Annotated in this window: 19 protein-coding genes; 3 read left to right on the top strand and 16 right to left on the bottom strand. The window is 48.3% G+C overall.

Translation table 11 applies throughout. From position 1 onward, the window contains the following. Positions 1-28: 28 nt before the first annotated feature. The 15 genes from ACN0TT_RS18245 to ACN0TT_RS18175 all read right to left on the bottom strand — a co-directional run bounded on the left by ACN0TT_RS18245 (position 29) and on the right by ACN0TT_RS18175 (position 15,009). Entirely contained in the window at positions 29-520 is a 492-nt protein-coding gene (locus ACN0TT_RS18245) for a glutathione peroxidase (RefSeq protein WP_417763575.1), read from the bottom strand. 187 nt (positions 521-707) lie between these two features. Then, a complete protein-coding gene (locus ACN0TT_RS18240) occupies positions 708-1,409 on the bottom strand; it encodes a response regulator (protein ID WP_417763574.1) in 702 nt (233 codons plus the stop codon). Further along, entirely contained in the window at positions 1,378-3,069 is a 1,692-nt protein-coding gene (locus tag ACN0TT_RS18235) for an ATP-binding protein (protein ID WP_417763573.1), read from the bottom strand. Before ACN0TT_RS18235 ends, ACN0TT_RS18240 begins: the two co-directional genes overlap by 32 nt. A 161-nt stretch (positions 3,070-3,230) precedes the next feature. Then, positions 3,231-3,596 carry a fumarate reductase subunit FrdD gene (frdD, locus tag ACN0TT_RS18230; protein WP_417763572.1) on the bottom strand — a complete coding sequence of 122 codons (366 nt, stop codon included), beginning with the start codon at positions 3,594-3,596 and terminating at the stop codon, positions 3,231-3,233. Between the two features lie 12 nt (positions 3,597-3,608). After that, a complete protein-coding gene (gene frdC, locus ACN0TT_RS18225; RefSeq protein WP_417763571.1) occupies positions 3,609-3,992 on the bottom strand; it encodes a fumarate reductase subunit FrdC in 384 nt (127 codons plus the stop codon). A gap of 12 nt (positions 3,993-4,004) precedes the next feature. Continuing rightward, on the bottom strand, positions 4,005-4,730 hold the full coding sequence (locus ACN0TT_RS18220) for a succinate dehydrogenase/fumarate reductase iron-sulfur subunit (protein WP_417763570.1): 726 nt from the start codon (positions 4,728-4,730) through the stop codon (positions 4,005-4,007). After that, on the bottom strand, positions 4,730-6,505 hold the full coding sequence (frdA, locus tag ACN0TT_RS18215; RefSeq protein ID WP_417763569.1) for a fumarate reductase (quinol) flavoprotein subunit: 1,776 nt from the start codon (positions 6,503-6,505) through the stop codon (positions 4,730-4,732). Before frdA ends, ACN0TT_RS18220 begins: the two co-directional genes overlap by 1 nt. Before the next feature lie 723 nt (positions 6,506-7,228). Continuing rightward, positions 7,229-7,798: a hypothetical protein gene (locus tag ACN0TT_RS18210; protein WP_417763568.1), complete on the bottom strand. Its 570-nt coding sequence runs from the start codon at positions 7,796-7,798 to the stop codon at positions 7,229-7,231. Between the two features lie 2 nt (positions 7,799-7,800). Then, entirely contained in the window at positions 7,801-8,961 is a 1,161-nt protein-coding gene (locus tag ACN0TT_RS18205; protein ID WP_417763567.1) for a murein transglycosylase domain-containing protein, read from the bottom strand. Further along, positions 8,891-9,622, bottom strand: coding sequence for a hypothetical protein (locus ACN0TT_RS18200; RefSeq protein WP_417763566.1), 732 nt, complete (start codon positions 9,620-9,622; stop codon positions 8,891-8,893). Before ACN0TT_RS18200 ends, ACN0TT_RS18205 begins: the two co-directional genes overlap by 71 nt. Further along, complete coding sequence (locus ACN0TT_RS18195) at positions 9,622-10,917, bottom strand: hypothetical protein (protein WP_417763565.1); 1,296 nt, start codon at positions 10,915-10,917, stop codon at positions 9,622-9,624. Before ACN0TT_RS18195 ends, ACN0TT_RS18200 begins: the two co-directional genes overlap by 1 nt. Before the next feature lie 10 nt (positions 10,918-10,927). After that, positions 10,928-12,292: a hypothetical protein gene (locus ACN0TT_RS18190; protein WP_417763564.1), complete on the bottom strand. Its 1,365-nt coding sequence runs from the start codon at positions 12,290-12,292 to the stop codon at positions 10,928-10,930. Next, positions 12,289-13,413, bottom strand: coding sequence for a hypothetical protein (locus ACN0TT_RS18185; RefSeq protein ID WP_417763563.1), 1,125 nt, complete (start codon positions 13,411-13,413; stop codon positions 12,289-12,291). Before ACN0TT_RS18185 ends, ACN0TT_RS18190 begins: the two co-directional genes overlap by 4 nt. After that, positions 13,413-14,312: an LPP20 family lipoprotein gene (locus ACN0TT_RS18180; RefSeq protein WP_417763562.1), complete on the bottom strand. Its 900-nt coding sequence runs from the start codon at positions 14,310-14,312 to the stop codon at positions 13,413-13,415. The genes ACN0TT_RS18185 and ACN0TT_RS18180 overlap by 1 nt, the downstream gene beginning before the upstream one ends. Before the next feature lie 4 nt (positions 14,313-14,316). After that, positions 14,317-15,009, bottom strand: coding sequence for a hypothetical protein (locus ACN0TT_RS18175; protein ID WP_417763561.1), 693 nt, complete (start codon positions 15,007-15,009; stop codon positions 14,317-14,319). A gap of 745 nt (positions 15,010-15,754) precedes the next feature. Here ACN0TT_RS18175 and ACN0TT_RS18170 point away from each other — a divergent pair. Further along, positions 15,755-17,089: a DUF4910 domain-containing protein gene (locus ACN0TT_RS18170; protein ID WP_417763560.1), complete on the top strand. Its 1,335-nt coding sequence runs from the start codon at positions 15,755-15,757 to the stop codon at positions 17,087-17,089. Continuing rightward, complete coding sequence (locus ACN0TT_RS18165; protein WP_417763559.1) at positions 17,086-17,877, top strand: formyltransferase family protein; 792 nt, start codon at positions 17,086-17,088, stop codon at positions 17,875-17,877. Before ACN0TT_RS18170 ends, ACN0TT_RS18165 begins: the two co-directional genes overlap by 4 nt. A 20-nt stretch (positions 17,878-17,897) precedes the next feature. Here the strand turns inward: ACN0TT_RS18165 and ACN0TT_RS18160 are convergent, their stop codons facing one another. After that, complete coding sequence (locus ACN0TT_RS18160; protein WP_417763558.1) at positions 17,898-18,962, bottom strand: endonuclease/exonuclease/phosphatase family protein; 1,065 nt, start codon at positions 18,960-18,962, stop codon at positions 17,898-17,900. A 336-nt stretch (positions 18,963-19,298) separates the two neighbouring features. Between ACN0TT_RS18160 and ACN0TT_RS18155 the strand changes: the two genes are divergently transcribed. Further along, complete coding sequence (locus ACN0TT_RS18155) at positions 19,299-19,724, top strand: HPP family protein (protein WP_417763557.1); 426 nt, start codon at positions 19,299-19,301, stop codon at positions 19,722-19,724. Positions 19,725-19,951: the final 227 nt, after the last annotated feature.

Raw genomic sequence — 19,951 nt, 5'->3', positions numbered from 1 at the left:
CAGGCTTCTCGCGATCAAGTACTTTGGCTTAATTTGCCTGCAGCAACTGCTCAATCTGCGCTTTCAACTGCAATGGCTTAGTGGTCGGCGCAAAACGCTCCTGCACCTTGCCCTCTTTATCCACTAAAAATTTGGTGAAATTCCACTTAATCCCTTGCGAACCCAACACCCCTTTGGCTTCTTTTTTCAGCAGGTTATACAGCGGATGAGTGTTAGCACCGTTGACGTCAATCTTGGCAAACATCGGAAAACTCACGCCATAATTCAACTGACAAAACTGGCTGATGTCACTGTCACTGCCCGGCTCTTGATGACCAAACTGGTTGCAGGGAAAACCAAGGATCTCTAACCCCTTGGGTTGCAATGTCTTATATAACGCTTCCAACTCCTGATACTGCGGAGTGAAGCCACATTTGCTGGCGGTGTTAACAATCAGCAATACCTTGCCTTGGAATTCAGTTAACGAGCGCTGCTGCCCGCGAATATCCGTCACATCAATCTGGTAGATCGGCGCAGTCATGGGGTCATCCTTAAAACATTTTACACAATTATATTGCACACTATTGTTATCAATAAGTGGGCTAACTGCAAGTGCTATCACTCATCGAAATTTGGCGCACAGAAAAACAAAACCCCAGCTATTTCGGCTGGGGTTTTTGAATCCTGCTTAGCATCTGCTGGCGTTGTGCCAACCAGCCGCCGCGCGCTTAATCTAACAAGCTGATATCCGTCAGTTGATATAAGCGACGAGGACGACCACCGGTCTTATAGTTGAGCACCATTTTCACTACGCCTTCAGTTTCTAGATACTCTAGATAACGGCGCACGGTAATGCGGCTCACATTCATACGGTCACTCATATCATCAACCGAAAAATCGGTCAGCTGTTCCTCTTTGAGGATCTGTTTGAGCGATTCAAGCGTGGTGGCATCAATGCCTTTTGGCGTTTTACGCACCGGCGCATTGGTGCTGCGTTTACCTAAGATCAAATCGATGGCGCCTTGATCTACTGTCTCATGGCAGGCCAGTTTTTGGCGGTAAACTTTGTAATCATCCAGTGCTTGGCGCACCCGTGACATACGCACCGGTTTCACCAAATAGTCACTAATGCCCAGTTGCACGGCATGCTCCACCGTGGATGCATCACGCTCGGCAGTGGTCATAATAAAATAGCAATTGGCGCCATCGCGGCGCAGCTTTTGAATCACATCTAAGCCACTGCCATCGGGCAAGGTAATATCAACAAATACCAACTGTGGCTTGTACAGCTCGAACTGCATCAGTGCGTCAGCATAGGTTTCGCTAACGGCAACCACTTCGAAGTCGGTGTGCTGGTTAATGGTTGATTCCAGTGCATAACTTGCTCTGGGATCATCCTCAATAATCATGGTAGTGACTTTCTTCTTCATAGCGCTTGATTTCACCTTTATCAAGGTAGATGGAGAACAGGGTTGTATTATCTTCGGTGCGTTCCCAGTCGATACTGCCGTTCAACTGCGTCGCCAGTTCGTTTACCAGATACAAACCGACCCCAGTTTGCTCCTGTTCATCTTTACTGCTGACACCAAAATCGAGTATGTGTGCAGCGATGTCTGGCGCAATACCAGCCCCGCTGTCTTGCACCTCAAGGATAACATGTTGGCTGCGATCACTCACATAGATCTGCACCATAGGCACAGCACTATGCTTGTTATTCGTAGCCGCCAGAATAGCGTTATCGATCAAGTTGGCCAAAATTGTCGCCAGTTTTTCAGAAATCGGCTTGCTGTAATCTTGCAGCATGTTGTCGTCATCGAGCAGATACTTCACTCCGGCTTCAACTGCTTTGTTGTATTTAGCTAACAACAATGAGGCGACGGTGCTGTTTTGAATCGAGCGCACGATATTGCCAATAATACGTTGGTGTCCTTTGCTTTCTCGGTCGATAAACTCAATGGCATCATCGTAATGCTGCAACTGCAACATACCACTTAACACATTGAGTTTATTTGAGTATTCATGTGTTTTGCTGCGCAATAACTCGGCGTAATTTTTATAGTAAATCAGCTCTTTTTTCAGTTCGTTAAGTTGCATGTCAGACATGAAAATAATCACGTAACCTTGCTGCTCACTCCCCGACTGTAACGGATAGATAAATACGCGATAATCGAACTTACCGAGTTTGACCGTACCGGTATATTCGCTGCCCGTACCAGACTCAATGATCTTACTCAGACCAGAGGCAAAACGAGACAACGGCTGATTTATATAGTCCTGCGCCGCCATGCTGCCCATCGCCATAATTTTAGTCGCAATATCGTTGATGGCGGTGATTCTTAATGATTTATCCAATGACACTATCGGATCACGAATCGCATTGAAGATGCGTTGGTGTTCCATAAACAGGTTCACCACGGTCTCAGGCTCTAAGTCTTGCATGGTGCGTTTCAACTTAGATAACAGCGAAATAATCAGCATGATGGCCATCAGCAATACCATCAGCACCACAATCAACAACTGAGAATGTTGCTTGATGAACAGATGTGCCACTTCTTCGTTGAGGATGCCGACACACACCGCGCCTTCCACTTTGCCATCGACGATGACCGGCGCGAAACTGCGAATGGCTTTACCGAGTGAACCCACCGCATAGTTACTGTGCTTGATGCCTTTTTCCAGCACAGGCTGTAAATCTTCACCGACAAACTTTTGCCCCACTTTATGTGGGTCAGGGTGGCTTAGGCGAATACCATACTTGTTCACCACCACAATGAAGGTGACTTCCGTTTGTTCGCGCAGGCTTTCGATATACGGCCGAATGGTTACGCCACCCTGTTGGTTGGCTTCTTGCACGGCATTAATCACTACCGGATCTAAAGCGATAATGCTGGCCATCTCTAAACTGCGTTGTTCGAGACTTTCATCGTGGGTGGTTTTAAGTAGGTGAAAAACCGTGAAAGACATCAGCGTTAGCATCCACGCAGTGGCTAACAAAATGCTGGTAATGAAGTGTCGCCTTAATTTCATTGGACGTTTACGGTTAAACGTTAATAGCGCCGAAATTCGTGCGACTAAGCCGGAATCATTCATCGAATTTAGTTGCCTTTCACCCTAGGTTTGCAGGAGGCCAAGCATAGCACAGGCATGATTTAACTTTAGCTAACATAATAGAAAAAGGGGCGTTTTCCGACCAATTCACCCACAACATTGACGGCCGAAAAAACACCCCTTCAGGGACTCAGTTATCTCAATTAGAGCAGATCAAGTACCCAAATCGCTGACAGTACGGTAAATACAAAGGCTACGAAGTAACACAGGTATTTACCTACCGCACCGACATGGAATTTCAGATCATGCAGACCATGGTGCACGCGGTGCATAGCGTGCCACATGGGTAAAGCGATGGTCAGCACAGTAAACACCGCGCCCACGGGGCTACCCACAAATGCTTGCAGTTTGTCGTAGTTCAGATCCACCAGACCCAAGCCATTCAGTGGTAGCAGCAGCCCCATCAGTAACACAGTGATCGGGGTAACGATAGCGAACCACACACCACCGGCACCAAACAAGCTCCACCAGATAGGCTCATCAGAACGTTTTGGAGAGTAATTAAGCATGATGGCCTCCTATTAAACCAACAACATAACTGCAGTAGAAAACGCCAGTACCACTAACCATTGCACTGCAACCACAATGCCTTTAGATACCGTTTTCTGACCTACTTTGATGGGCATGACTTGCGGCATCATGCTGAAAAAGGTCTTAGCGTGATATAGCGCGCCAGCCAACGCCAACAGGTTAACCACCAACACCACTGGGCTGGCTGAGAATGCGACCCAGCTTTCCCACGCGGCTTTACTAGATGTCAGCGAGTACAAGCCCACCAGCAGGTTCAAAGTGAACAGAATCAACGGAATGATGGTCAACTCACGCACCATGTAGAAACTGAAACGGCTAGTCTCAGCCCACCAAGTACGGTGAATCGGACGGACATAAGGTTTACGGTTTTGCATCTTATGTGTCTCCTAAGGTTTCAACATGGCAATCAAGAAGTCTTTAGTAGATTCCACTTTGCTTTGGTTAACAGCGGCGGCTGGGTCAACGTGTTTTGGACAAACTTCTGAGCAGTAACCCACAAAGGTACAACCCCAAGCGCCATTGTCGCCGTTGATCAGCTTCATACGATCTTTCTTACCGTGGTCACGGTTATCCAAGTTGTAACGGTGAGCCAAGGTCAGTGCTGCTGGGCCGATGAACTCTGGGTTCAAACCAAATTGAGGACATGCTGCGTAACACAGACCGCAGTTGATACAACCAGCGAACTGTTTGTATTTAGCCATCTGCGCTGGCGTTTGCAGGTTAGTGCCGTCTTCTGGCTTACGATCGTTACCAATGATGTAAGGTTTAATCGCTTCTAAACGATCCAAGAATGGGGTTTTATCTACCACCAAGTCTTTTTCGATAGCGAAGTTGTCCAATGGCTCCAGCGTCATGCCTTGTGGGTAATCACGCAGGAAGGTCTTACAAGCCAGCTTAGGCACCTTGTTGACCATCACACCGCATGAACCACAGATCGCCATCCGGCAAGACCAACGGTAAGACAATGATTTGTCCAAGTTATCTTTAATGTAAGCCAACGCATCTTGCACAGAGGTAGTGTCATTGGCTGGCACTTTAAACGCTTCTAAGTACGGCTCGTCATCTTTGGCTGGGTCGTAGCGAAGGACGTTAACAGTTTGCAACTTATCCATTACGCGTTCTCCTGTTGTTTGGCAGCATCACCGTAGAGACGTGCTTTAGGTTGAGACTTAGTGATTTTCACATCGCCATATTTGATGGCTGGTGCACAGTCGCCTTGGTAGATTGCCAACGAGTGCTTCAGGTAATCTTTGTCGTTACGCTCGGTGCAACCTTCGTCCAGTCGTTGGTGCGCGCCGCGAGATTCTTTACGGTTAATCGCAGAGTGTGCCATCGCTTCTGCCACATCCAGACCAAAGCCCACTTCAATCGCATACAGCAAGTCAGTGTTAAATACTTTGCTCTTATCAGTGATTTCGATGTTTTTGTAACGCGCACGCAGTTCAGCCAGTTTATCAACGGTGGCTTGCATGCCCGCTTCATCACGGTAGATACCGCAGCCGTCTTCCATGCTCATGCACATTTGCGTGCGGATATCAGACCAGTTTTCAGTGCCTTTTTGCGCTAGCAAGGCATCAATACGGGCTTCAGCAGCTTGGGTTTGCTCTTCAAATGCGGCAGCGTTCCAACCTTTAAATTCCGCGGCGCGTTGCACGGCAGTTTCACCGGCGAGGCGACCAAATACCACCAATTCAGCCAGCGAGTTAGAACCTAAACGGTTAGCACCGTGCAAACCAACGGATGAACATTCACCTACCGCAAACAGACCTTTAATACAGGTTTCAGTGTTTTGGTCAGTTTCCAGACCGCCCATGGTGTAGTGCGCAGTTGGACGAATTGGGATTGGCTCTTTCACTGGGTCAACGTTGACGTACGCTTTAGCCAATTCACAGATGAATGGCAGACGTTCGTGCAGGTAGTCAGCCCCTAAGTGACGCAAGTCCAAGTGCACTACATCACCCAGCGGATGCTTGATGGTGTTGCCTTTACGTTGCTCGTGCCAGAAGGCTTGCGAAACTTTGTCACGCGGACCCAGTTCCATATATTTGTTTTGTGGCTGGCCAACGGGTGTTTCTGGGCCGAGGCCGTAGTCTTGCAGGTAACGATAGCCGTTCTTGTTGACCATGATACCGCCTTCACCGCGGCAACCTTCTGTCATCAAAATACCGGTGCCTGGCAGACCCGTTGGGTGATATTGCACAAACTCCATATCACGCAGTGGCACACCGTGACGATACGCAATGGCCATACCGTCACCAGTCACAATACCGCCGTTGGTATTGAAGTGATAAACACGCCCCGCGCCGCCAGTAGCCAAAATCACTGATTTTGCTTTAAAGCACACCAGCTCACCTTCGGCGATGGATACTGCGATAACGCCCTGCACTTCGCCTTCAACAACGACCAAGTCCAGCAGGAAGTATTCGTCGTAACGCACGATGCTTTGGTACTTCATAGAAGTTTGGAACAGGGTGTGCAGCATGTGGAAACCGGTTTTATCTGCAGCAAACCAAGTACGTTCGATTTTCATACCACCGAAACGGCGAACGTTAACTTCGCCGTTGTCTTTACGGCTCCATGGGCAGCCCCATAGCTCCATCTGGATCATTTCACGGGTAGAATTTTTAACGAAGTATTCAACTACGTCCTGCTCACACAACCAGTCGCCACCAGCAACGGTGTCGTTAAAGTGGTTGTCGAGGCTGTCCTCTTCTTTCACCACTGCTGCTGAGCCACCTTCGGCCGCAACAGTGTGAGAACGCATTGGATAAACTTTGGAAATCAGTGCGATATTCAGTTCTGGGTTTGCTTCAGCGGCAGCAATTGCTGCCCGCAATCCGGCACCGCCAGCGCCAATGACCGCTATATCTGTGGTTATCGTTTTCACAATCAACCCTCCAGCAGGATGTAAAATTCGGTGTTCCAGCGAGCCTCAAGGCTCGACTAAGTCATTGCTCACGAGTGCATCAGGGAATGGCTATCGGTTATGCCTGACCACTCTCAGAATCCGGTAGAAAAACCCAGCGCTGCTCCTCATATTGGTTTGAGGTTTAGCGGTTGTGTCTGTGTCCGCATGCACAATTGGTCGGGGTTTTCATTGATGAGTTAGCTGCCAGTGTTGGCCTTGATAACTCACCTCCTTCAGCTTTCGAGGCGAGTATAGCAACGGGGTAAAAATGGAAAGTGGGGGCGGGTTACATTGAAACTAAGTGGTACTTTTGTAACTTATAATGAGTTTGATAATATTAATTTATTTATTAAAAATCATTGATTTAATATTAAAACAAAGCAAGTTAGCGTAACAAAAGCCGCGCTTTTACCGTATAGCAAACGGTGATGTTTTTCATAATAAATGCCAGCGTGTGATCGAGCTCTCAAGAGTCACCGCAAAAAGTTATGTGGCCGATCACGGATTTGTTCAAAACGACAAAATGCGCTAAAAACGCACGCCTAACGCTGCGAAGAATTTGCATGCTCATATCACCGCAATGCCGTCATATAACCGTTAACACATTGCATCGAAAGTGCGCTATTTCACTCAAGCTGACGCACAAAAACAAGCGCGGTCACACTCGCGACCGCGCTTGTTCATGCAGGAGCACTAGATCGGTTACTGAGCGAGGTTAGCTAACTCAGCTTCCAACTCTTTTTGCGCTTTTTGCGCGCGGAACTCTTCATACAGCGCCTGCTTAGACATAGGATCAAGTTTACGGCCGCTTTGCTGTACCAGTTGATCAAATGCTTTATCGGTTGCTGGCATATCGACTAGCGCGCATAACTGCTTGCGGTTGTCTAACTGACCAAATGCCACCTCTTTTGGCACACTGCCCACTAAGCTTTGGTCAGCAATTTGTTTGCTAACTTGTTCAAATGAGCCGCCGCTTGAAGTCGCCCCTTCAGCATCAGTGCGGCGCATGTACATCTTATCCATCACCTGTGCTTTCAACTGGATCTGCTGCGCTAAGCTGGCGCGCGCAATGGCTACCGCTTGTGCTTTATCTACCGCCATATTGCCAGACCAAGGCACACAGGCACTGGCAGCCAAGCCGCGATCAGACGTTGGCAACAACACCCACTGCGGGATTGCGTCATTGTCCGCTAGTGGCGTTGAGTTTGGCGCTGGCGTGCTGCTACAGGCGGTTAATCCCAATAACGCCACGCATAGTAGTGTTTTTTTCATCGTTACATTTCCTTGAACTGTTGCTGGTAGATCTGCCGGCGCGCATTGACCTTACGCAGATAATTTTTGGTTTCTTCGGCGGGAAGCGCCGCTTGAAGCTTTTGATATACCTCGTCAGCGCTCATGTTATTGGCTGCCGCACTAGCCAGATCGAGTGAGGTGGTATAGCTGAGCGCTTTGGCGACATTGCCTGGACCGGTGTTATAAGCGGCAATCATCAAATAACTTTTGCTTTGTGGGTCGCGTACTTCACTGAAATAGCGGTCACCCAGCAAGTGCAGATACACACTGCCCGCTTCGATATTGTTGTCGGCTTGGTACAAATACTGCGGTGACAGTATCCGTGGTTGCCCATCAAGGAAGGCGGTAACGTCTTTCCCAGCAGAGCCCGGCACAATCTGCATCAGACCAAAAGCCGGTACTGGCGAGCGCGCCAGTGGGTTAAAGCTCGATTCGGTTTGAATCACCGCCATAATCAAATCTGGCGGTAACTTCCAGCGTTGAGCTTGCTGCACCACATTAGGCAGATACTGCGCCGCACGTTCATTCAATGCCTTGGATGGCATAGTAAACTTGATAGTGGTGCGATTTCCCTGATGGCTAACGGCAGGAGTGCCCTGCAAGGTTTCATTCGCCATCGCAGCGGTCAGAATGGTTTTCCCTCGCACCGCGAGGTTTGGCGTGGCTAAATATCCTTGCTGCTGATGACTGCTGTTATTGAAATTGCGATCAAAGGCGATCACCACAGGATCGTGTCGCAGCGCTTCTTCTGCGCTAGTGTTCGCTAATTTAGCAATCTCATGCCGAGCTTGCTGCACGTCGGCATCAGCGTTGCTGCTATCAAGCACCTCAACCACAACTTCGCCAGTATCAAAGTTAACTTGCATGCGCCGATGCAGATCGTCGCTGTAACTTACCCAGCGGGTTTTATCTGGCAGTAAGGCGTCAGGCCACTGCTGCGCCACTTGCTTAGCATAGTCAGATTCAGCTTGCTGCCACGCTTGCACAAACTGCTCAAATGCCACGGTTTCCCGCTGTTGATAGTCACTAAAAGCTTGTTGTTGCTCAGCGACAAAGCGCTCAAATTCTGGATCAGTGGGTTCCGTCGCTAGCGCCGGTGCAGCGAGAGAAATAGCAATCCAAATTCTCAGCGTCTGTCTCATCTTTGCGTTCCAGCTCATGCTCTATCTCCATTGTTAGTTTGCGACAAGCCACCTCATCACAACGTGCTAAGATTGCTTGCGCCTCAGCCAGCTTTTGTCCCTGCTGTAGCAACTTAGCCACGCTTAGCATCGCTTGCGGCAGTTGCAGCTTTTGACCATCTAACTGCTGTACGGCCGCCAGCGCTTTGCCTGGCGAACTGTTGGCGGCAATCAATGCCATGGCATCCGTCGTACTGTCTGGTTCAGTCAGCGCTAGTTGCAGCAATGGCCGTAGCCACTGTTTATGCTGATGTTCGTCCGCCCACCAAGCCACGCGTACCGCCAACATTGGCAGTTGATAGCTGTCCACCTTTGGCTGTACATCGCCACGGCAATGTAACCAACCCTCATCCTTCCATTGGCGATACTGCGTAATATCACCGGCGAAATAGCTAACCTCAGCAGGCACTTTAATATTGAGTTGTTGGCCCAACTGCTGTTGCAACTGCTGTCGCTGTGGTGAAGTTAAGGTGTTACGGCAGGCCATCTCCCACGCCGATTGCGGCAACTGGTGCGAGGTAGTCACCTGCGCGCCATCGGCCTGCAATTTCGTCTCAAACAGCCCGCCGTTAATGCTAGGGGCTGCTGACAATGCCACTAACATAACCATTGATGTCAGCATTACAGACCTTCTGTTTGGCTCACTTGACCAGAAGCGCCTTGTGGATTGGCGGCGCCTTCGTTAACGCCACCAATGGCGCGGATTTTCTGGCCACTATGCGACGGTGTTGCGCTGCCACCAGACATCATCTGTTGATTAGCTTGACGTGCTTCTGCTTCTAAACTTGGCGCGTAAACCGCTACGGTGTACTGCCAGTTACCATCAGGGCTGGTAAAACTTTTAGTTGCCACGCCAACCGGTAACTTACCTTGGCTCACAGTTTGGTAGATGTTGGAGGTTTTCATCTGGTTCACGAAGGTACTGCGTTCGGTGTCCAGAATTTTTACTTGAGTAGGATCTTGCAGGCTTGGATCGTCATATTCAAACTGCTTCTGCGCTTCCGTTTGTTTCTCATCGTTACCACCCTGCCAGTAAACCTGCTCGCCTTTTAAGGTGGCAAGCAGCGCGTCACGAGCACGTGTTTCGGCTTGAGACTTGGCGGCTTTCTTCAGTTCGCGCGCCATGGTTGAGTTTTTGTTTTTACGGATAATGGATGAGCCATAACCCAGCACGATCACCTCTTGCGTGTCTGGGTTGGTCAGCACTTTGGCGCCTACTGGTGGCAACACCCCTTGTTTGATATCGTCGATAACTTGCTTGAAGATGACATTGGGCTCGGTAGTTTGCGCTACCGCACCGCTGTTACGACGGATCTGTTGGCGCGTTTTTGGCGTGGAGATTAAGCTGACTTTTACCACTTTTTCTTCAACATTATCGAACACATCAAACGTCACAAAACCTGCCAGAGAGCCAGACACTGACTCTTTACAGCTTTCTGCAATGTTTTTTTCCATGTTGCCAGTGCTGTCGGCCCCCGTGTCGATGTAATCCATGGCGCTTGAGGCCAAGTTGTCACAGCGATGTTCTACACCTTTGAAGTTTTCCATCAGCTGCTTTTTCGCCTTCATGTAGGCTTCGGTGTATGCACCGCGCTTGGACAGCAAGGTGGCGTTCATGTTGTCGTAGGTTTGGTAACTCGAAGTACCAATCGACAAAATGCCAGTACCGCTACCCACTTGGATCATACGCACGCCGTCTTCATCGTCTTCCAACAATTCAGCTTGGGCGACAGCGACTGCAGCCGCAGAGTCTTTACCGTCTTTGGCTATCACCATATCTTCTTTAACGGTAACGTTATCTTGGTTAGCAATCGCTTGGCCAGGACGCGTTGGCAGCATGTCGCTTAAGTCAAAATCATCAGCAGCCATCGCTGGGAACACCATACACATTGCGAGCGTCAACGTGGTTAATTTCATCTATTTATCCTCAGTGAATTGTCACTTGGTAGTCATTCTGAATATCAATTTGCGGCTGCTGATCGCCACAAATCATGCTAAGAGCAGGAGCAAGCAACGCGGCAAGTTCTGCCGTGCTGCCACTAAAACGTAAATTGGCTAAGAAGTTAGAACCTTGGCGGACGATAGAAACATCGCTAACACCACCGATAGCGCCTAACACGCCACCGAGATTGTCGGGTTGTTGCAGCAGGTCAGCGGAAAAGGTCAACTTGCGCACTAAGCCGCCATTGGCGACCAGCTTGTTAAACGCCGACGTCACCATCTGCTGTAGTGCTTGTTTTTGCTGCGGATCAGCTAACGAAACGCTAATGAGGTCAGCTAATACGTGGGACGATTGTGGTAACGACAGCAACGATGGCTGGTTATGCCAACTGCCGTACACGTTACCCGCGCTATCTAGCACTTTGACATGCAAGTTAAGCCGTTGGTTATTGCCGTTACTGACCAATTGCGGCTCGGCAACAATATTCAAGGCGGCATGATTAGCCACTTCAACACCATGACTGGTGAGCAGGTTCTTCAGCTCGGCATTCAATGGTTCCGGTGCTTGCACTGTGACCACTGGCGAGCCAATAGCGCTGAGAATATCTTGGATCTGTTGCTGCAATGGCGCTTTATCAACCACAGCTTCAATAGTGACGCGAATGCCATTGGGTTCAATAACTTGAGTTGCTAAGGTGTGCCACTCCTTCACTAAACCGCGGCTACGGGAATGCAACTGTTGGGTGACCAACTCATTGAGTGCGTTTTGCTCATCATCACCGTTAAGTGCGAGTTGCGACACGCTAGATTGAGTACGTTGCTGCGTCAGCCACACGCCAACCACTTGCGATACCGCGCGTTGCAGTGCATCTTGCTCCGCTTGCTGTCTGGCGGTCATCTGTTGATTCGGCCAGCCCTCGCCGTCCACTGTCACGCTGATATCGCTGTCTTGCTCTTGCCACTGCGGCTCTGCACTGGTCGCTTTAGCGCGTGGATCTAAGGTAACACTGATGCAGGTATCGTTACCGCTGTAGCTGGGTGACGATTGCTGTAGTGGCATAGCGCCACTTTTTACACCAGCGATCAGTACCTGTTTCTGTTGTTTTGACAAGCTGCCGAGGTAGCTATCCAACTGCTGGGCGTTGTCGCCAAGCGATAACATATTGCTGCCTTGCAGAAAGTTAGCAATGTCGGCGGCGGCATTATCTCTGGCGGCGCCGATGGCCAACTGACCACGGCCATAGGCACAACTATCGGCGCTGATCATGCCATCGGCAGTCACCGTAACATCAGCCCATGAGGGCGCAGTGAGCAACAATGCAACCCAACCGAGTTTGCCTTGTTTGATCACGTGCGTTTCTCCAGAAAGTCACTTGGCGTACCGACAGAAACAGCAAAGATCTTCGCTTGCGCACTCGGGCGGTAAATGCCATTTTCCGCTTGTTGCTGCACCTGTTCTGCCAGCTTTGAATCTTTCCAACGGGTGATTTCACCAATAGCGCTGTTACCTGAAGGCACAACATTGGCGACACCGATTGGCTCAACAAATCCCGCCTCATATTGGAAAATAATCATGGTTTCGTTGGGCAGTACGCCGGCATTCTGCCCACGGTCGAGACTGACTTGGTTACCTTTAATCCCCATCACTTGGGCGGTTGCCGGCATTTCGGTCAGCATACGTGTTAGCAAAATATCGAAGCCACGAGACGCCATGTCATTGATAACAGCGTTCACATCGCCTGAATCGTTGTAACGGAAACCAGTAACATAACGGTTGCTCGCTCGAACAAATTGCATCTGCTCGCGAGCTCGCACATCTTCAGAAGTCACGCGCACTTTACCTAAATTCGGCCGCGACATCTTTTCGCGGGTAAATGGATTAAGCACCGACATGGTTAACTCTAAGGTGTAATCCATCCAACTGGAGATACTGCCTTCGGTTTGCACCGTACGCAGAGAATCGATTTTTAATACAAAATCTGGCTTGAGTGTTTGCTGCGCTTGGGCGCGCTGCACAGTCGCCGCAGCACCTTGCTGATCGAGAAACGTTTGTTGTTCCTGCGAAATCACATCGTCATCACGGGTAACCACACGAAAACGATTCACGCCCGCGAATTGGTTTTCTAGCATCAGCACCAACTTGTGGTCATCGTATTTGCGCAACGCATCAATACCAATGCCTTGGCCGCCAATATCAGAGCCGCCGAAATAGATTCGCACGATCGGCTTTTTGAGCGGGCAGCCGTCGTTTTCACTGTTGGCATCAAAGGTACAGCGACCTAATCCTTGAGTATCAAAATAAGCAGGAACAGTGATGTCGCCATCTTCAAACTGGTAAGCACTTTTCGCCACATACGCTTGCGATGCACGGTTAGAGACTTTAGCAACAGTGGTTTGATGGGCAGGTTGTGTTGATTGACAGCCACTAAGTAAGACGACACCAACTAACATCGAGGTCAACGAACGTTTCATTATCTATTATTCTCCACATCAACATGCAACCACTCAGAGACTGGCTGACGTAGTAATTCAATAAGTCGCTGTTTGGCGTTATTTCGGGCGGTCGTTTCATCGGAAGCGTGGCTGATCACCTGCAACTGACCAGCCAACAAGGAGCGATAAGGAGCGGCAGATTCAGTAAAGTCGAAGCGGAACGTAGCCCGCTGCATTACCTGACCATTTTGCTTAGCCGTCGCCCAGCGAAGCTGCGGTTTAAACCATACTTCTGTTGTGCCCAGTTCGGGAAGATGAGCCATCGCAGCGGCAGCAATATCTTGCACCTCACGAGCGCCTATTAATCGCACACGATAGAGCGCTAAACATTGTTGCTGTTGTTGTAAGGCGTGATTAATTGCTGGAGTTTGCGTGGGATATTCCAGCACAGTTAATACACTATTTAAGGTATTAATTCGTGCTCGGTTGAGGCGTAATGCTGCCGCAAAACAGTTGGCGGTTGTTTGAGGTTGCTCTGCTAGCAAATGATATATTTCTGCCGTTATCTGCTTCGCAATAATCTGCTTATTGGCAACGAGTTCTATCGCAATCTGCTCAGCTTGCTCAACAGTACGGCGTTGTTCCACACCCTGAAATGACAAGGCCAAAGAGGAAACTTGACTATTTTGTGTAAATGAACTCTGGCTATTGCCATTATTAGCATGCAGCGACTGAGATTGCTGCACTACAACATTTGCCGTTAATTGCAATGTCATGTCAGCCAATGCATTTTGTTTTGCTTCAGCGGGCGTATTTCCAATACCTACTGCGGCAATTTCACCTGCGGATGCCTTTGGATTAATCACCCAATCAGGCCAAGCGTAGGCAAAACTTACCCAACTGCATAACAACAGCAGTAACCAGAGTTTTTTCATCATTTAATTAAGCTTTAGCAGCGAGTTTATTTTGCAGGCTTTCAATAGCCTCAATGGTTTGTTGCTCGATATCGATATAATCATTAGCTTCTTTTGCTAACGACAATTGATCTTTCGCTTTCACTAATGCTTTGCCGATAGACGGTTGTTGATCATCGTCTTTGCTAAACAAACCGGTAAATGAATTCATGGCCGTGGCTTTAGCTACTTCAGTACCGTATTGGGAGAACAGCAATCCGGCTTGAGCTAACTGAAGGACGATCTGCTGAGTTAACTTAATGTTTTCCTGATAGATTTCATCATTAGCCGCGCGATACTTCGCAATTTTATGGCCAATTTTTTCATCTTCATTGGTTGCACCGGCATCAAACGCCGTAATGGCATCCTGCAGTTCTAACTCTGTTTTACCTTGTTGAGCGCTCAAGAAACTTTGTACATCTACGTACAGTTCACCTTTTTGGTGATAGCTCTCAATCACATTACGTTGGCGCTGTAATACAGACGATGCAATATTGAGAAATTCATCAACCCCAGGTTGAATTTTCACTTCATCATATCCAACGTCATCGATACGTTTTACGAGATCAGCCACTAAATCCTGGCGATTTAAAGAAGCCGCCTCTTCATCAGAATGGGTAGATTGACAGGCAGAAAATATTGGACTCATTGCAAGTACCAATAACAGCGATTTTTTATTCATATTATCTATTCAACTTTAATTATTATTTATAACAAGGGTTGACAAGGGTTGAATAGCTGGACATTTCCATATCCAAACATAATTTACACTCAGCATATCCTTCCCGAGAAATGCCAAATTTATTAAACCGTCAACATATTGGCAAGCTTTTATTTCTCGTTAAATATGTAAAGAGTTCAATTTATGAACTAATTGAGATAAGAAACATTATTTCTTACAAACTTAATTGCGATGCGATTAAAGTCACTACATGCAATCAATATTTAGCGTAGAGTGGTAAAATTTTCCTATATTGTTCTAATATCAATATAGTATTTTCATCAAACAGATATCGTTTTGGTCATTTTTTAGGCAACTATTTACTAATAATTATGACCATCACAACGATATCACTGCCAAACGCTAAAGCATTACGGCCGTTTCACACCACGATTTCCGTGAATATATTTACGTTAATATTTTACTAACAAACTACATTAATAACGCCGCCTTCAAGGGAAGACGTCAAATCACTGACACGCTATATTACTTGGCTTGGGTGTCAGCCAAGACACTCCCACTGATATCATATGTCGATGCGAGCCTAGTCTATAAATCCGGAAGATAAACGCCATGCATCACGATAGCCAGCACCAAATAAACATGAGCCATAAGCTTCATATGAATCAGATAATTAACGCTCCCCAGTGCGGAGCGCATGTGATAGGTTTACGTCACTCCAACTATGCAGCAAGAGAAGATGGGTATGAGCGTTTCTGAGTACCAGTTTTTAGACAAGATTTTTGATGACCTATTCCCTATTTGTCGCTCAATCTCAGGTCCTGGCTTAGAAGCATCCATCGCATACATCAGCCAGTTTATGCCACTCACAGTCACTAAAGTGACGTCTGGCACGAAGGTATTTGACTGGACTGTACCTCCAGAATGGCACTTTAAACGCGCGCGGCTATGGGGGCCGGATGGCAATTTGATTTGTGATTCAGACAACTGCAATCTGCATATAGTGAACTACTCTGAGCCCGTCGATACAGAGATAACACTTGAGCAGTTACAACCGCATCTGCATTCTATTCCACATCTGGTTGATGCAATTCCTTACGTTACCAGTTATTACCACCGAACGTGGGGATTCTGTCTCAGCCACCAGCAACGTGAGCAGTTATCCGCTGGCACTTACCGCGTCAAAATTGAAAGTCACTTCGACGAAAACGGTGGCGTCCCCTTCGCGCAAACCCTACTTAGCGGTGAAAGCGAACGTGAAATATTACTCAGCAGCTACTTGTGTCACCCCTCATTAGCCAACAATGAATTAAGTGGCCCGTTGGTACTGATTGGCCTATATCACAGAATGCTACGTTGGCCGCGGCGACGCTTTAGTTACCGCTTTTTGCTCAATCCGGAAACGATTGGTTCACTCTGCTTTCTGTCACAGCATCATCAGCATCTACAGCAACACTTGGAAGCAGGCTTGATTCTGACCTGCCTTGGAGGCCCCTCCGCCAACTTACGTTATAAGGCAAGTAAACGTGGCGACTCGCTATTTGACCGTTACATTGGCCAACTCGCCGACAAGGACGATTGGCGCATGGAGCCATTTACACCGCTCTATGGCTCCGATGAACGCCAATATTGTTCACCTGGTTTCAACCTGCCAATGGGTCAAGTCGCAAAAACCGTATATGGCGTATTTCCGCAATATCATAACTCGCTCGACGATAAAGCCTTTATGGATATGGATTCGGTTATCGACTCCATCAACCAGCTGGAGCAACTGCTGCTCAGTGCCGAAATTTCTGGTAAAGCGCTTAACCTTAAGCCTTATGGCGAGCCACAATTAGGTAAACGCGGGTTATACCCCAACATCAACACACCAACTAATCGGCGTACCTCCAGCGATCAGTTATTGGATGGCAGACAGGAACTAAATGCCATTCTAACCATTTTGAGTGCATCAGATGGCAATACCTACATGCTGGACATTGCCAAACGGCTTAACTTGCCTTTAGCATCTTTACGGCAGGTAATTGAAAAATTAGAACAACATCAATTAATTAGATTTAATACAGGGGAAACACTATGAGCATAGTTTTTGTCTGCGGCAATCATCCGCGCCATGCTTACATTGCTCGTTGTTTGGCTACAACGGGTAAGCTAGCGTACGTGATTGTCGAAGAACGAGAGAAGTTTCTCCCCACAGCCCCTGCGTCACTTGATGTCTCATTGCGCACCTTATTCGAGCACCATTTCCACGAACGCGAGCGCATTGAAGCGCTATTTTTTGGCGAAACAGACTGGCCAGACGTGCCTAAGTTAAGTATCTCGATCAAAGATCTGAACAGCAAAGCGGTGATCGATACCATCAAGCAGTACGCTACCGACCTATTAATTTCCTATGGCTGCCACAAGTTAAACCAAGAACTGCTGGATAGCGCTCCCAAACATAAATGGAATTGCCATGGCGGATTATCTCCTTGGTACAAAGGCGCGATTACCCATTTCTGGCCGAGTTATATGTTAGAGCCGCAGATGACGGGCATGACAGTGCATCAGCTCAGCAACCAGCTCGATGCTGGTGCCATTATTCACCAATGCGCCGCCCCGTTAGTTCGTGGTGACACTTTGCATATGTTAGCAGCGCGGGCGGTGACAGCGCTTGGAGAGGACCTACCGCGATTGGCCGAACTTGCCTGCAGTTCCGATGCTATTGCAAGCCAACCTCAAACAAGTTCAGGTATGCTGTGGCGTTCAAGTCAGTGGCAACCTCAGCATCTCCCCTTTATTTACGAGTACCATCATGACGCCATCGTTGATGCCTATCTAGATGGCAAACTACCGCAAAAAGTCCCGCAGCTATTTCGGCAGTTTTGAAGCAATAGCGCCGGACAATATCACTCCTTCGCTGCCGCATGACGCGGTGCGATGGTGGCCATGACTGGTGCATGGTCACTGGCATAATCGTCGTGTGGATGTTGCGGGCTGATCAGGTGCTGATTAAATATTTGGTATTGGCTAACACTGGCAAGGCTATGCTGCTGTTGGCCATCAAACTCTTGGCTCAGCAAAATATGATCGACAATTGAGCCTTTGGCACCGTGAAAATGGCTGACTCGCCGGTGGGCATCTGGGACACAAGCACGCGCTAATGTCTGCGCCTCTTGCAACTGAAAATGGCGCAGGTGGCATAAGCGCTCCTGCTCATTTAACGCCAGCAAACCTGTGGCATGTAAGTCACCGCGATACAGCTGATTTGGCGCAGTTAAAAGGCCGCGCAGTTCGCTACTATCAATGGTGGCATTGAAATCACCTACCACGGCCACGGCATAACCCGTTTGTGCACGCCGTTCGAGAATCGCCTGATAGAGCAGCATCGCTTCGGTACCCCGTTTAACCACCGATGCCCAACGCCCCAAAGCGCTGCCCGCTAACGCGGCACTAAAGCCATCTAAATTGACGTCTTGATGACCCAGCATTGCCCGTGGGGATTTCAGGTGCACCACATACACATCGGTGGTGCCAATTTCGGGCAATTGCACTGTGGCACGCAGCATTTCTCTGCTGGGGCTAAACTCCTTGCTAACACCAAAACGCGCCGCCAAAGTAAAATCGAGCGGCACAGAGCTCGATTCAATAATCGGCAAGCGACTAGCAAGCATCACCACACTTTGATGCGCGACATAACCGTCAATACTGGGTTCACCCGCCATAGCAAAGTGACTAAAACCGTGGGGGGTTAACTGCTGTTGCAGCGCTTGCGGACTAAACACTTCCTGTATTCCCAATATATCGGGCATTGCCGTATCCACCCAATCAGAGATCCACTGGGTTTTGAGTTGCCATTGCGGCAGGCTATAGATGCTATCAAACTCATGATAAGCCAGCGGAGGCTCGGCATAGTTAAACAGATTCAAGGTAGCAATATTGACGTCAGCGCTCATAAAAGCCGTGTTGTTCAAGAAAATCCTTTATTGATCTTATGCCGTGGAGGAGATTTGTAAAGTCACTGATTTTTAAGCATTGAATTGTCGGCTCACGGTATTGGCTAGAAGTCATAAGGAAGCCGCGAACTAATATTCACGGCACGCTAGTTGGGTAAACCATCGCTGTGCTGGAAAGCGACCAATTGGACAGGCTGGAGCATGACAAATTGAGCCAACGCAGCGCAGGCTCAGGACTTATTGACCGTTGACGGAAAGTTTTAGCGGACGCGCCATCAATATCCTGCGCTGACTATTTTTTTGCAGGCAGCCACCTATAATGTGACAAAGACGATGATGCAAAAAGGAAACATCATGAAGGTTGAAGACATAATGACGCCAGATCCGGTCTGCATTAGTGATGCAGCCACAATCCATGACGCACACTTGCTGATGCAAAACCGTGGCGTACGCCATCTACCAGTGATTTCAGAGCAAAATGGCACCTTGGTGGGTGTGTTAACGCATAAGAAAATGATTGCCACCGTGATGAGTTTATATAATCGCTACGGTGCGGGGGCGTTGGACCGCCGTGAACGCCATCAGCCACTGACAGAGTTGATTGATACCGAATATCCACTGCTATTTACTCACACGCCATTACTGGATGTCGTCGACTACTTCATTGATAACAAATTTGGCTGTTTACCAGTATCCGATGCTGACGGCAAAGTGCTGGGCATTGTCACCTCGTCTGACTTTGTTAGCCTGTGTAAAACATTACTGAGTAAGCCAACGTAAGCAACAGCGGGGATTGATGTTCACTAGGGGCTGTTGACCTTTGCTGATTATTTTTGCAGCAGGCAGCGCGTAATTTAGGCAAGGCAGGTGATGTGCCGTGTAGTGATTCTCCTGCAATAGCAGCGACAAAAAGCGATGTCTAAGACATCGCTCAGATTAATGACAAACCCCGGTTTTTTAGCCGGGGTTTGTTTTATTAGGCTTGTTATGGGAAACGCTCTTCTTGG

It is taken from the genome of Shewanella sp. (genome assembly GCF_048265805.1).
Lineage (GTDB): Bacteria > Pseudomonadota > Gammaproteobacteria > Enterobacterales > Shewanellaceae > Shewanella.
The sequence above is the reverse complement of the archived record's forward strand: the minus strand, read 5'-3'. Positions and strand labels throughout refer to the sequence as shown.